This is a genomic window from Xanthomonas sp. LF07-6, assembly GCF_034105445.1.
Lineage (GTDB): Bacteria > Pseudomonadota > Gammaproteobacteria > Xanthomonadales > Xanthomonadaceae > Xanthomonas_A > Xanthomonas_A sontii.
Genome location: NZ_JAXGGI010000004.1, coordinates 257,070 through 269,319, shown reverse-complemented (window position 1 = coordinate 269,319; position 12,250 = coordinate 257,070). Strand labels below are relative to the sequence as shown.

Sequence of the window (12,250 nt, the reverse complement as noted above, 5' to 3'; positions counted from 1 at the left end):
CCTCCGATCGGTGAGGGGTCGCGGCTGAAGCCGCTCCTGCGCGCATGGATCGCCCCGCCTGCACGGCCGTCTGCTAGCGTGCACGCAGCGCGGCCGCGGGTCGCGCTCCTCCACTCCCCCCCGTTTCTCCGGATACCTGCCATGACCCGATTCCCGTTCCGCCTCCTGCTCGCCAGCGCCGTGCTCGTGCTCGGCGGCTGCGGCAAGCCCGATGCCGGCGCCGCCGGCGACCACCTCAGCGTCGCCGCCACCGCCGTGCCGCACGCCGAGATCCTGGAGGTGGTCAAGCCGATGCTGGAGCAGCAGGGCCTGACCCTGGACGTGCGCGTGTTCAACGACTACGTGCAGCCCAACGACCAGGTGGTGCAGAAGCAGATCGACGTGAACTACTTCCAGACCGAGCCCTACCTGCAGGCCTACAACCGCGACCGCAAGAGCGACCTGGTGACCGTGGTCGGCGTGCACATCGAGCCGTTCGGCGCCTACTCGCGCCGCTACAAGTCGCTGGACGCGCTGCCGCAGGGCGCCGACGTGGTGATCCCCAACGATCCCAGCAACAACAGCCGCGCGCTGATCCTGCTGGACAAGGCCGGGGTCATCAAGCTCAAGGACCCGAGCAATGCGCTGTCCACCCAGCGCGACATCGTCGCCAATCCCAAGCAGCTGAAGTTCCGCGAGCTGGATTCGGCGATGCTGCCGCGGGTGCTGGACCAGGTCGACCTGGCGCTGATCAACACCAACTACGCGCTCGACGCCGGCCTCAACCCGACCCGCGACGCGCTGGCGATCGAAAGCAAGGATTCGCCGTACGTGAACTTCCTGGTCGCGCGTCGCGACAACAAGGACGATCCGCGCGTGCAGAAGCTGGCCAAGGCGCTGACCAGCCCGGAAGTGAAGGCCTTCATCCAGCGCAAGTACCAGGGCGCGGTGCTGCCGGCGTTCTGATCGGGCCACGCGCATGCCGCTGCTGCTGGCCATTCCGCTGGCGATCGTGATCGCGCTGGCGGTGACCGCGGTGCTCTTGCCGCTGTCGCTGCTGCAGCGGTTCCGCGTGGGCACGGCGCGGCGTCAGGCGCGCGGTTGGCTGGTCGCGGTGCAACTGTGGTCGGCGCTGCTGTCCAGCGTGGTGTTGCTGGTCTTCGCCCTGATCGCCGCGCACTGGTGGCCCGGTGCGGCGACGCATGCGCTGGCCGGCTGGGGCATCGGCGTACCGCTGGGCGCGCTCGGCAGCGTCGCCACCCGCTTCGAGCCCTTGCCGCACGGGCTGCACTACACGCCGAACCTGTGGTTGGTCTTGGGTCTGACCGCGCTGGTGGCGGTACGCATCGGTGCCGGACTGTGGCAGGGCTGGCGCAGTCTGGCCGATGGTGCGGCGTGGCCGACCGAGGGCTGGATGAGCCATGCCAGTCTGCTGGCCGCCGCGGCCTTGCTGCTCGGCTATGCCTGCGCCTACGCCTGGCTGCTGCGGGGGCGCCTGCGCCGGTTCGACCGCTACCGCGGTTTCGATCGCTCGCCGCGCTGAAGGCGGCCGCGCCCGCGTGCACGCGCACTGCGGTTTTCGCTGGTCGCGCGCTCGATCCAGCGCACGCACAAAAACAAACGGGCCCTTGCGGGCCCGTTTGCGCAAACGCTGGAGACGGAACGCTTAGAAGCGCGCGCCGACGCCGAAGCTGAACAGCCACGGATCCAGCTTCAGGTCTTCGCCGGTGCCTTCGCCGGCCACCTTCAGCTCCGGACGCGAGTGCATGTAGCGCGCATCGGCACGGGCGAACCAGGTGGAGTTGATGTTCATGTCCACGCCGACGGTGCCGATGGCGCCCTTGGCGGTGTCCAGGCTGATGTGCTGGTCCGGGTTCAGGCCAGCGAGCTTCTCGTTGCTGAAGTTGGACTCGTAGTAACCGACGCCGACGAACGGACGGAACACGTTGTCCGCCTGGCCGAAGTGGTACTGACCGCTCAGCGCGATCGGCTGCTGCTCGACGGTACCGACCTTGCCGATGCCGTCGGCCTTGACGCGGTGGTTGAACTTGTCGGCAGCGCCCCACAGTTCGACCGCCCAGTTGTCGTCGATCAGCCAGCTGGCGCTGATGGTCGGCGCCGGGCCGCCATCGACGTCGAGGCCGGCCGCCGGCTTGGAATGCGGGTCGAGCAGGGTCGCGCTGCCGACGACGGAGAAGTGCTTGCCGGAAGCGGTATCGGCATCCTGTGCGAATGCGGCGGGCGCAAACGCAAGGGCGGACACGACAGCCAGGCTCAGGATCTGAATGGACCGCATGGGGTATCTCCTCATCTTTTTCTTGTGGGGCCACGGGAGTGGGCGCGCACACCCTATCGATGAGAAGATGAATCGGCGCCGACCCTCGTCGGACGAATGCAGGCGACGTTCAGGCACTTGCGCCCGATGCTTGAAATAACGAGGTTTTAAGGCTTTTGGCTGTTCATCCAGGTGCGCGCGACGTGACGACGCAGCCGCTGTTGCAGGGCCTGCCCGCGCGGATTCGCGACGATTGCCGCGTGCTTGTGCTCGGCTCCATGCCCGGTGCGGCGTCGTTGCAGCAGGCGCGTTACTACGCGCATCCGCGCAACCGGTTCTGGCCGCTGATGGCGGCGCTGTGCGGCTTCGATGCGGCACTGGACGCCGAAGCGCGGATGCAGGCGCTGCACGCGGCCGGCGTGGGCCTGTGGGATGTGATCGGCCAGTGCCGACGCCGCGGCAGCCTGGACGCGGCGATCGTGCGCGGCAGCGAAATTCCCAATGCCTTGCCCGATCGCATCGCGCAGTTGCAACAGCTGCGCGCCATCGCCTGCAATGGCGCGGCGGCGGCGCAGGCGTTCGCGCGCTTCGTGCAGCCGCACCTGCCGCTGCGCGATCCGCCGCTGGTGCTGCTGGCGCTGCCGTCCAGCAGCCCGGCCAATGCCGCCTTCGCCTGGCCGCGGCTGCTGCAGGCGTGGTCGCCGCTGCAGCAATGGCTGCGGGTGCCGATGGCTGGCGATTGACGGGTGCCTCCAATCACGCGCGAGGCACACGCGCAGGGGCGGCTTCAGCCGCGACGCGGCTATCCCGACAGCGCTGGCGCGGCCGAAGCCACTCCTACGAGACAGCGCGATGTGGCAAAAACAGGTGATTGGCGGCGCGCTGGCGTTGCGTCCATGGATCAGCGCCGCGCGCGCAGGCGCAGCCACAGCCACAGCGTCTGCAGCGCCAGCACCGCGGCCAGCAGCAAGGCCACCCACGCCGCGCTCTGCGCACCGGCCAGCGTGCTGGCGGCCTGTTTGGCATAGACCGCGGCCAGCGCCCACAGCGCCGCCGCCGCATAGGCGAGGTTGCCGCGCATGGCCCGGTTCATGCCCAGCAGCAGCGCCGCCGCCAGCGCGAACAGCACCAGGCTCCACGGCAGCATCCGTTCGGTCGAGAGCCAGCGGTAGGCCACGATCACCTGCGCGGTGTTCAGGAATGCCGCCAGCGACAGCCAGCCGGCGTGCAGCGACAGCGGCAGCCAGGCCCACAGGGTCTGGCCGGATTCGGGGGCGGGATCGCGCGACAGCCGCAGGGCGGCCAGCAGCATCGCCGCCAGCGCGGTCCAGATCACCGCCAGCGCCAACAGGAAGTGCTGCTGCGAGAACACCGGCATCCACGCCGCCGTCAGCGCGAAGCCCAGCGCCGCCGGCGCCCGCACCTGCGCCAGCGCGCTGACGCGACGGCGCCGCGCGCTGGATTGCCACAGGCCGAAGGCCAGGTCGAGCAGGAAGATCACACCCCAGATTGCGAAGGCGTAGCCGGCGGCGACGATCAGGGTCGGGTAGCGGTCGGAGATGGCGCCGTTGGTCGGGCCGAACGCGCCACGTTGCGAGAACCAGGCGACCAACGGCATCGCCAACGCCATCAACAGCACCAGGATCCGCATGCCTGCCCTCCGGAAATCTGCGGCGAGCCTAGCCGTGGCGCCGTGAAGGCGGTGCACCGGCGATGGCTGCGCAACATGCGCCGGCGTACTGTCCGCCGGCAGTGGCGCCCCCTGCAGGCGATCGGGCTTTTTTGCCCGCCAAAGGTTGGCGCTGCGGCTGCGGGCCGCCACAATAGGGGTTTCCCCCTCATTAGTTGCCGGAGTTCCCCGCATGGCCGAAATCAAGGAAGCACTTGTCCCCGATATCGGTGACTACAGCGACGTCCCGGTAATCGAAGTGCTGGTGGCCGTCGGCGACACGGTGAAGAAGGACCAGAGCCTGGTCACCCTGGAATCGGACAAGGCGACGATGGAAGTGCCGTCGCCGTTCGCCGGCGTGGTCAAGGAGATCAAGGTCAAGGTCGGCGACAGCCTGTCCGAGGGCAAGGTGGTGGCGCTGATCGAAGTGGCCGAGGGCGGCGCCAGCGCCGCAGCCGCCGCGCCTGCGGCCGCCAAGGCCACGCCCGCGCCGGCCCAGCAGGCTGCCGCTCCGGCAGCCGCGCCCGCGCAGAACGCGGTCAAGCCGGCCCCGGCCCCGGCCCCGGCCGCGGCCGCGGCGACCGGCGTGGTCGAGGCGCGGGTGCCGGACATCGGCGACTACAGCGACGTGCCGGTGATCGAGGTGCTGGTCGCGGTCGGCGACACGGTCAAGAAGGACCAGGGCCTGGTCACCCTGGAGTCGGACAAGGCGACGATGGAAGTGCCCTCGTCGGTGGCCGGCGTGGTCAAGGAACTCAAGGTCAAGGTCGGCGACAGCCTGTCCGAGGGCAAGCTGGTGGCGCTGATCGAAGTGGCCGGCAGCGATGCCGACGCGCCGGCCGCGTCCGCGGTGCAGCCCAGCGCCGAGACCGGCGGCGGCGTGGAGCCGGTGCCGGCCTCGTCCGCGCCGGACAAGCTGGCCCAGCGCGAGATCGCCCAGGTCCAGGCCACGGCGCCGGCCAAGGCCGCCGCGCCGTCCGCCACCCAGAGCAGCCCGCCGGTGGCGTTCGACGCCGACAGCGTGCTGCCGCAGAAGGTGCCCTACGCGAGCCCGGCGGTGCGCGTATTCGCCCGCGAACTCGGCGTGGACCTGTTCCAGGTCGCCGGCTCGGAGCAGGGTGGCCGCATCACCAAGGACGACGTGCAGCGCTACGTCAAGGCGGCGCTGTCCGGCGCCGCGCCGGCCGCCGCCGGTGCCGCGCCCGCCGCGGGCGGCAATGGCCTGAACCTGCTGCCGTGGCCGAAGGTGGACTTCGCCAAGTTCGGCGAGGTCGAGGTCAAGCCGCTGTCGCGGATCAAGAAGATTTCCGGCGCCAACCTGGCGCGCAACTGGGCGATGATCCCGCACGTCACCCAGTTCGAGCAGGCCGACATCACCGACCTGGAAGCCCTGCGTGTGGCGTTGAACAAGGAGAACGAGAAGGCCGGCATCAAGCTGACCATGCTCGCCTTCCTGCTCAAGGCCAGCGCCGCGGCGCTGAAGCAGTTCCCCGAGTTCAACGCCTCGCTCGATGCCAGCGGCGAGAACCTGACTCTGAAGAAGTACTTCCACATCGGCTTCGCCGCCGACACCCCGAACGGGCTGGTGGTGCCGGTGATCCGCGACGTGGACAAGAAGGGCGTGGTCGAGCTGGCGCGCGAGAGCGGCGAGCTGGCCAAGAAGGCGCGCGACGGCAAGCTCGGCCCGGCCGACATGAGCGGCGGCTGCTTCTCGATCAGCTCGCTCGGCGGCATCGGCGGTACCGCCTTCACCCCGATCGTCAATGCGCCGGAAGTGGCGATCCTGGGCGTGTCCAAGTCGTCGATCCAGCCGGTCTGGAACGGCAAGGAATTCGCGCCCAAGCTGATGCTGCCGCTGTCGCTGAGCTACGACCACCGGGTCATCGACGGCGCCGCCGCCGCGCGCTTCACCACCTACCTGAGCCAGGTGCTGGCGGACATGCGCCGCGTGCTGCTGTAAGCCCTGTCGTCACGGCGCCGCGTCCGTCGCGGCGCCGGTTTTCCCCCACCTGCGCGCGCCGCCTGTTTGCGCGGTCGCGCCGACGAACTGCAAACGCCCCTCGCCGCGGCGAAGGGCCACAGGAGAAGCTGCATGGCGGTCATTGAGGTCAAGGTCCCGGATATCGGCGACTACAGCGACGTTCCGGTCATCGAGGTGCTGGTCGCCGTCGGCGACACGGTGAAGAAGGACCAGGGCCTGGTGACGCTGGAGTCGGACAAGGCCACGCTGGAAGTGCCGTCCGCGGCTGCCGGCGTGATCAAGGAACTGAAGGTCAAGCTCGGCGACACCCTGTCCGAGGGCGCGGTGATCGCGCTGCTGGAGACCGCCGACGGCGCCGCTGCGGCGCCCGCCGCGGCCCCGGCCGAGGTGCCGGCCAGCAAGCCGCCGGTGGCGCCGTCGCACCGCGCACCGGCCGAGCCGCCGGCGCCCAAGCCGGCGCTGGCCAGCGGCAAGCCCGCCGACATCGAATGCAAGATGGTGGTGCTCGGCGCCGGCCCCGGCGGCTACACCGCCGCGTTCCGCGCCGCCGATCTGGGCCTGGACACGGTGCTGATCGAGCGCTACGCCAGCCTCGGCGGCGTCTGCCTCAACGTCGGCTGCATCCCCTCCAAGGCGCTGCTGCATGCGGCCGCGGTGATCGATGAGGTCGCACATGCCGGCGACTTCGGCGTGGACTTCGGCAAGCCCAAGATCACCCTGGACAAGCTGCGCGAGTACAAGGAAAAGGTGGTCGGCAAGCTCACCGGCGGCCTCGCCAGCATGGCCAAGCAGCGCAAGGTGCGCACCGTCACCGGCGTGGCGTCGTTCGTGTCGCCGAACGAGCTGGAGATCGTCGGCGCCGACGGCAAGACCCAGTTGCTGCGCTTCGAGCACTGCATCGTCGCCGCCGGCTCGCAGGCGGTGAAGCTGCCGAATTTCCCGTGGGACGACAAGCGGGTGATGGACTCCACCGACGCGCTGGAACTGCAGGAGATCCCCAAGACCCTGCTGGTGGTCGGCGGCGGCATCATCGGCCTGGAAATGGCCACCGTGTACAGCGCGCTGGGCAGCAAGGTCACCGTGGTCGAGTTCATGGACCAGCTGATGCCGGGCGCCGACAAGGACCTGGTCAAGCCGCTGGCCGACCGCTTGAAGAAGCAGGGCGTGGAGGTCCATCTCAAGACCAAGGCGACCGAGGTCAAGGCCGACAAGAAGGGCATCACCGTGACCTTCGAAGCCGCCACCGCGGGCGAGACGCCGGCGCTGGCCGCCACCACCTACGACCGCGTGCTGGTCGCGGTAGGTCGCGCGCCCAACGGCAAGAAGATCGGCGCCGACAAGGCCGGCATCAATGTCACCGAGCGCGGTTTCATCCCGGTCGACCGGCAGATGCGCACCAACGTGCCGCATATCTTCGCCATCGGCGACATCGTCGGTAACCCGATGCTGGCGCACAAGGCCACCCACGAGGGCAAGCTGGCCGCGGAAGTGGCCGCCGGCGAGAAGAAGGAGTGGGTGGCGCGGGTGATCCCGTCGGTGGCCTACACCAACCCGGAAATCGCCTGGGTCGGCGTCACCGAGACCGAGGCCAAGGCCAAGGGGCTGAAGGTCGGCGTGGCCAAGTTCCCGTGGGCGGCCAGCGGCCGCGCGATCGGCATCGGCCGCACCGAGGGCTTCACCAAGCTGATCTTCGACGAGGAGACGCACCGCATCATCGGCGGCGCGATCGTCGGCGTGCACGCCGGCGACCTGCTGGCCGAGATCGGCCTGGCGATCGAGATGGGCGCGGAGGCCGAGGACATCGGCCACACCATCCACGCGCATCCGACCCTGAGCGAATCCGTCGGCATGAGCGCCGAGGTCTACGACGGCACCATCACCGACCTGTACATCCCGAAGAAGAAGTGACGCCGCCTGGCGCGACCGTGCCGCTGCGTGCGGTGCGGTCGCGGCCGTGGTGAATCCACGCATGGAGGTCGCCGTGGGGCAGGGCACCCTATGTCCCGAACTGCAGGCGCTGCTGCAGCGCGAACTGGCCAGCGGCAACCGCATCGCCGAGCCGCCGCGCCGGACCGACTGGCCGCATCCGGGCTCGGTCTTCGTGTCGCTGAAGCGCGACCTGCGCAGCGACGTGGCGGCGCTGCCGGCGACGGTGCAGCATGCGATCTGCACCGATCCGCACTACGGCTGGCACGACGAGTGCTACTGCTCGACGCACCAGCATCTGCTGGTGGCGGGAGCGACCAAGCCGCCGTGAGCCTGTGTCGGCTGCCGCAGTCGCTGCCACCGCGTCTGCGATCTGCCGCGCACCCCGTTAAACGACAAAACCCCGCATCGCTGCGGGGTTCTGCATGGAACTGCTCGCGGGTCCCGGGTCCCGAAAGATCAGAACGCGAAGGTCACGCCCGCGACCGGACCCTTGAACTCCTGCTTCAGGCCGATCGCGGCGTTGCCGCCTTTGCGGTCCACGTCGAGCTTGAACCAGTCGTAGCCGGCAAAGATGCCGAAGTTGCGGGTGAAGCGATACTCGGCGATGGCGTTGGCGCGGCTCAGGTCGCCGTCGTATTTCTTGAAATCGCCCCACTTGGTGTTGACGTACTGCCCCTGCACATTGAACAGCCAGTGTTCGTTCGGGTGCGCGGTGAAGCGCAGGCCGACCACCGGCGCGGCGCCGTCGTCGCTCTCGTCGACAAAGGTGCCGGTGTACAGTGGGCCCAGGTCGGCATAGGCCTTGCCGTTGACCTTGGCCCACTCGGCACCGAGCTGCAGGCCCATGCTGAACTGCGGCGTATCGATCACCGAGTAGTCGTACACCAGGCTGGCGACCTGATATTTCAGTTGGCCCTTGACGAAGCTGCCCGACGGCACGGTGACGCCGCCATAGCTGACGTCCTGGCCCAGCTCCTCGCGGCGGTCCTTGTCGTACTTGAAGTAGTCGAAGATCAGGCGCTGGCGGGTGCTGATGCGGAACACGCCGTCCACGCGCGGCTCCCACTCCTTGCCGCCCAGCTTGAAGTCCTGCGACCCGGAGATGGCATTGCCGTTGATGACGGTGTTGCCGCGCAGGGTGTTGTTGTTGTCGACGTTCATCGCGCCCAGGCGCAGGGTGAAGCGGTCGTCGCCGTCTTCGGCGTGGGCGGGCAGCGCATAAGCGGCGGCGAGCGCGCACGGCAGTGCCAGGGCAAGCAAGTGTTTCATGGGGGGGCAAGCTCCGTCGTCTTGGGATTTTTTTGGATGGGGCGTCGATGGCAGGGCCACCGCGTGCCGTCACTATCCTTAAATTTGCGTCCACCATTCGTGAAAGTATGGTGGCCCGGGCCGCCACGCCCGTCCCAGAACGCGCAACGAAAAGAGCCCCGGGAGGACCGGGGCTCGGTGGGTCTGCGCTGTGGGCCGACGAGGATGGGCGCAGTCCCTGTCCGATCAGACAGCGCAGTGGACAGAAAGTTCCTCCGCAAAGGCGTGCTGCAACGCCGCATTCGGCGCCGGCGGCGGGCGGTGGCCGTGTTATCGTCTACGGGCGGATGGGCATTCGGACGCGGCCAGGACCCCTGGCGGTTGTCTCGCAAATTGTCCCATTGCTATAATTCCGCGGCTCGACGGACGCGAAGACGTCCTCAATCCACCACCAATTGCAGGATTTTCTGTGCTGAACTCCGTTGATGCGGGTCGGCGGCTGATGCTGCGCGCAGCGATTTACCCGCTGGTGGCGGTGGCCGTGGTGTCCCTGCTGTTCCTGCTGCTGGGACCGAAATACGCGATGGGCGCCGCCGCAACCGGGCTGGCGACCGTGGCAGGGGGATGGCTGGCCGCACGCACCGCGCTCAATGGCGGCGTGCAGGCGGCGGGTTCGGCGCTGGCGCGGTTGATCGTGGCCATGGTGCTGAAGTGGGTGTTGGTGTTCGCGGTGCTGGCGCTGGGCTTTGCCTGGTGGCGGTTGCCTCCTCTGGCCCTGTTGGCGGGTATCGCCGTCGGGCTGATGTTCCAGGTTCTGGCTCTGGCCAGGCGTTGATCGAATCAAGAAAAGGCTCAGGACTCATGGCGGGCGAGGCACTAACCCCTACCTCCTACATCCAGCACCACCTCAAGAACCTCACTTTCCAGGTGCAGGAAGGCGGGTTCTGGCAGTTGCACGTCGACACCCTGGTGATGTCGCTGCTGATGGGCCTGCTGATGGTGTTCGGCTTCTGGCTGGCCACGCGCAAGGCCACCGCCGGCGTGCCCGGCAAGTGGCAGGCGTTCGTGGAGATCCTGCTGGAGTTCGTCGACCGCCAGGCCAAGGACACCTACCACGGCACCAGCAAGCTGGTGACCCCGATCGCGATCACCCTGTTCTTCTGGATCCTGATGATGAACCTCATCAAGATGATCCCGGCGGACTTCATCGCCAAGCCGCTGGAACTGCTTGGTGTGCATGCGTGGAAGCCGGTGCCCACCGCCGACGTCAATGCCACCCTGGGCATGTCGATCAGCGTGTTCTTCCTGATGCTGTTCTTCTCGCTGCGCTCCAAGGGCGTGGGCGGGATGACCAAGGAATTCCTCACCGCGCCGTTCGGCAAGTGGATGCTGCCGTTCAACCTGATCCTCAATATCGTCGAATGGCTGAGCAAGCCGGTGTCGCTGGCGATGCGACTGTTCGGCAACATGTTCGGCGGCGAGATCGTGTTCCTGCTGATCTGGGTGCTGGGCGGTGCCGGCATCCTCGGTGCGCTGGCCGGCGGCGCGTTCGGCTTCGGCTGGATGCTGTTCCACCTGCTGGTGATTCCGCTGCAGGCGTTCATTTTCATGATGCTGTCCATCGTGTACCTGAGCCTGGCGGAAGACAGCCACTGACGTTTCTGTTTCACGCGTTCTAAGCAACCCTTCGTTCGATTCACCATCCTCAAGCAACTTTGTTCCTGGAGAAAACCATGTACTTCGCCGTCCTGACCAACCTCGCCCAAGTCCAGAGCTCCACCGTCCTCGCCGTCGGCATCATGATCGGCCTGGCCGCGCTGGGCGCCGGCCTCGGTCTGGCCATCATGGCCGGCAAGTTCCTGGAATCGGCCGCGCGCCAGCCGGAACTGATCCCGGTGCTGCAGGTCCGCATGTTCATCACCGCCGGCCTGATCGACGCCGCGTTCATCATCAGCGTCGCGGTCGGCCTGCTGTTCGCGTTCGCCAACCCGATGATCGGCGAGTTCGTCGCGCGTCTGCCGCAGGGCGGTTGATCCCGTCGTACCGGCGTGCGGTCGCCATCGGCGGCCGCCGCTACGGATGAAGGTTCGGACGCGTCGCCGTGCTGGCGGCGCGTCCACCCCGTCACCATTGGCTGAGCGTACCCCATGAATATCGGTCTCACCCTCTTTGCCCAGGCGCTGGCGTTCGCCGGTCTGATCTGGATCGTCGCGACCAAGATCTGGCCGCCGCTGATGCAGGCCATCGAAGAGCGCCAACAGAAGATCGCCGAAGGCCTGGCCGCCGCCGATCGCAGTCAGAAGGATCTGGCGCAGGCGCAGGAAAAGGTCAACGAAGCGTTGAAGGATGCCCGCATCAAGGCCAACGAGATCATCGATCAGGCCCATGCGCGCGCCAACCAGATCGTCGAGGCGGCCAAGCACGAGGCGATCGTCGAAGCCAACCGGCAGAAGGAACTGGCCCAGGCCGAGATCGACGCCGCGGCCAACCGCGCGCGCGAAGACCTGCGTCGCCAGGTGTCGCTGCTGGCGGTGAGCGGCGCCGAGAAGCTGCTCAAGCGCGAAATCGACGCCAACGCCCACAAGGCGCTGCTCGACGAGCTGGCGGCGGAGATCTGAGATGAGCCAGGCCCTCACACTGGCGCGTCCCTACGCTCGCGCCGCGTTCGCCGCGGCCAGCGACGCCGGCAAGCTCGCGCCCTGGTCGCAGGCGCTGGCGTTCTCCGCCCAGGTCGCCGCCGACCCGCGCGTGGCCGCGCTGCTGCACAACCCGCTGCTGCAGCGGGAGCAGGCGGTGTTGCTGCTGGCGCCGGAAGCGGCCGACGAGCAGTACCAGCGCTTCCTGAGCCTGCTGGCCGAAGGCCAGCGGCTGCCGCTGCTGCCGGAGATCGCCGGGCTGTACGACCAGCTGCGGGCCGAGGCCGAGCGCGTGGTGCAGGCCAACGTGACCTCCGCGACGGCGCTGAGCGATGCCGAGGTGGCCTCGCTGAAGGTGGCGCTCAAGCAGCGCTTCGGCCGCGAGGTCGAGATCACCACGGCGGTGGACGCTTCGCTGATCGGCGGCGCGGTGATCGATGCCGGCGACGTGGTCATCGACGGTTCGTTGAAAGGCAAGCTGTCGCGTCTGCAATCCGCACTGGCCCACTAAGAAACGGGAATGGCGAATAGAG

Annotated in this window: 14 protein-coding genes; 11 read left to right on the top strand and 3 right to left on the bottom strand. The window is 68.2% G+C overall.

Going from position 1 to position 12,250, the window contains the following annotated elements; genetic code table 11:
• The first annotated feature begins 141 nt into the window (after nt 1-141).
• Both SLW56_RS10125 and SLW56_RS10120 read left to right on the top strand, forming a co-directional pair.
• On the top strand, nt 142-945 hold the full coding sequence (locus SLW56_RS10125; protein WP_017907484.1) for a MetQ/NlpA family ABC transporter substrate-binding protein: 804 nt from the start codon (nt 142-144) through the stop codon (nt 943-945).
• Between the two features lie 13 nt (nt 946-958).
• Complete coding sequence (locus SLW56_RS10120; RefSeq protein ID WP_295910645.1) at nt 959-1,522, top strand: DUF1453 domain-containing protein; 564 nt, start codon at nt 959-961, stop codon at nt 1,520-1,522.
• 123 nt (nt 1,523-1,645) lie between these two features.
• Here the strand turns inward: SLW56_RS10120 and SLW56_RS10115 are convergent, their stop codons facing one another.
• Nucleotides 1,646-2,275 (bottom strand): OmpW family outer membrane protein, encoded by a 630-nt coding sequence (locus SLW56_RS10115; RefSeq protein WP_017907486.1) that lies wholly within the window; start codon nt 2,273-2,275, stop codon nt 1,646-1,648.
• 182 nt (nt 2,276-2,457) lie between these two features.
• Here SLW56_RS10115 and SLW56_RS10110 point away from each other — a divergent pair, with 182 nt between their 5' ends.
• Nucleotides 2,458-2,997, top strand: coding sequence for a DNA-deoxyinosine glycosylase (locus tag SLW56_RS10110; RefSeq protein WP_267092940.1), 540 nt, complete (start codon nt 2,458-2,460; stop codon nt 2,995-2,997).
• A gap of 158 nt (nt 2,998-3,155) precedes the next feature.
• Here SLW56_RS10110 and SLW56_RS10105 read toward each other — a convergent pair whose 3' ends face one another.
• Nucleotides 3,156-3,905, bottom strand: a complete 750-nt coding sequence (locus SLW56_RS10105) for a hypothetical protein (RefSeq protein ID WP_267085758.1) — start codon at nt 3,903-3,905, stop codon at nt 3,156-3,158.
• Between the two features lie 211 nt (nt 3,906-4,116).
• Between SLW56_RS10105 and aceF the strand changes: the two genes are divergently transcribed.
• The 3 genes from aceF to SLW56_RS10090 all read left to right on the top strand — a co-directional run bounded on the left by aceF (nt 4,117) and on the right by SLW56_RS10090 (nt 8,161).
• Nucleotides 4,117-5,883: a dihydrolipoyllysine-residue acetyltransferase gene (aceF, locus tag SLW56_RS10100; RefSeq protein ID WP_295910646.1), complete on the top strand. Its 1,767-nt coding sequence runs from the start codon at nt 4,117-4,119 to the stop codon at nt 5,881-5,883.
• Nucleotides 5,884-6,015: 132 nt separating this feature from the next.
• Entirely contained in the window at nt 6,016-7,812 is a 1,797-nt protein-coding gene (gene lpdA / locus SLW56_RS10095; protein WP_295910648.1) for a dihydrolipoyl dehydrogenase, read from the top strand.
• Nucleotides 7,813-7,873: 61 nt separating this feature from the next.
• Complete coding sequence (locus SLW56_RS10090) at nt 7,874-8,161, top strand: hypothetical protein (protein ID WP_150411109.1); 288 nt, start codon at nt 7,874-7,876, stop codon at nt 8,159-8,161.
• A 128-nt stretch (nt 8,162-8,289) separates the two neighbouring features.
• On the opposite strand, the gene SLW56_RS10085 is transcribed toward SLW56_RS10090, so the two are convergent.
• Nucleotides 8,290-9,102 carry a hypothetical protein gene (locus SLW56_RS10085; RefSeq protein WP_017911696.1) on the bottom strand — a complete coding sequence of 271 codons (813 nt, stop codon included), beginning with the start codon at nt 9,100-9,102 and terminating at the stop codon, nt 8,290-8,292.
• Nucleotides 9,103-9,550: 448 nt separating this feature from the next.
• Between SLW56_RS10085 and SLW56_RS10080 the strand changes: the two genes are divergently transcribed.
• From SLW56_RS10080 to SLW56_RS10060, 5 genes are all read left to right on the top strand, one after another.
• Nucleotides 9,551-9,916: an ATP synthase subunit I gene (locus SLW56_RS10080; RefSeq protein WP_026143249.1), complete on the top strand. Its 366-nt coding sequence runs from the start codon at nt 9,551-9,553 to the stop codon at nt 9,914-9,916.
• 26 nt (nt 9,917-9,942) lie between these two features.
• A complete protein-coding gene (gene atpB, locus SLW56_RS10075; RefSeq protein WP_150411110.1) occupies nt 9,943-10,737 on the top strand; it encodes a F0F1 ATP synthase subunit A in 795 nt (264 codons plus the stop codon).
• A 77-nt stretch (nt 10,738-10,814) separates the two neighbouring features.
• Nucleotides 10,815-11,114: a F0F1 ATP synthase subunit C gene (gene atpE, locus SLW56_RS10070; protein WP_010340497.1), complete on the top strand. Its 300-nt coding sequence runs from the start codon at nt 10,815-10,817 to the stop codon at nt 11,112-11,114.
• A 114-nt stretch (nt 11,115-11,228) separates the two neighbouring features.
• Nucleotides 11,229-11,699, top strand: coding sequence for a F0F1 ATP synthase subunit B (locus SLW56_RS10065; protein WP_017910291.1), 471 nt, complete (start codon nt 11,229-11,231; stop codon nt 11,697-11,699).
• Nucleotide 11,700: 1 nt separating this feature from the next.
• A complete protein-coding gene (locus tag SLW56_RS10060; protein WP_320694790.1) occupies nt 11,701-12,228 on the top strand; it encodes a F0F1 ATP synthase subunit delta in 528 nt (175 codons plus the stop codon).
• Nucleotides 12,229-12,250: the final 22 nt, after the last annotated feature.

Excerpts from the sequence above, each read along its gene's own strand:
- SLW56_RS10120 (WP_295910645.1), top strand. The coding sequence starts at position 959 with ATGCCGCTGCTGCTGGCCATTCCGCTGGCGATCGTGATCGCGCTGGCG.
- atpB (WP_150411110.1), top strand. The coding sequence starts at position 9,943 with ATGGCGGGCGAGGCACTAACCCCTACCTCCTACATCCAGCACCACCTC.
- SLW56_RS10065 (WP_017910291.1), top strand. The coding sequence starts at position 11,229 with ATGAATATCGGTCTCACCCTCTTTGCCCAGGCGCTGGCGTTCGCCGGT.
- SLW56_RS10090 (WP_150411109.1), top strand. The coding sequence starts at position 7,874 with ATGGAGGTCGCCGTGGGGCAGGGCACCCTATGTCCCGAACTGCAGGCG.
- SLW56_RS10115 (WP_017907486.1), bottom strand. The coding sequence starts at position 2,275 with ATGCGGTCCATTCAGATCCTGAGCCTGGCTGTCGTGTCCGCCCTTGCG.
- lpdA (WP_295910648.1), top strand. The coding sequence starts at position 6,016 with ATGGCGGTCATTGAGGTCAAGGTCCCGGATATCGGCGACTACAGCGAC.
- SLW56_RS10060 (WP_320694790.1), top strand. The coding sequence starts at position 11,701 with ATGAGCCAGGCCCTCACACTGGCGCGTCCCTACGCTCGCGCCGCGTTC.
- SLW56_RS10125 (WP_017907484.1), top strand. The coding sequence starts at position 142 with ATGACCCGATTCCCGTTCCGCCTCCTGCTCGCCAGCGCCGTGCTCGTG.
- SLW56_RS10105 (WP_267085758.1), bottom strand. The coding sequence starts at position 3,905 with ATGCGGATCCTGGTGCTGTTGATGGCGTTGGCGATGCCGTTGGTCGCC.
- atpE (WP_010340497.1), top strand. The coding sequence starts at position 10,815 with ATGTACTTCGCCGTCCTGACCAACCTCGCCCAAGTCCAGAGCTCCACC.
- SLW56_RS10085 (WP_017911696.1), bottom strand. The coding sequence starts at position 9,102 with ATGAAACACTTGCTTGCCCTGGCACTGCCGTGCGCGCTCGCCGCCGCT.
- aceF (WP_295910646.1), top strand. The coding sequence starts at position 4,117 with ATGGCCGAAATCAAGGAAGCACTTGTCCCCGATATCGGTGACTACAGC.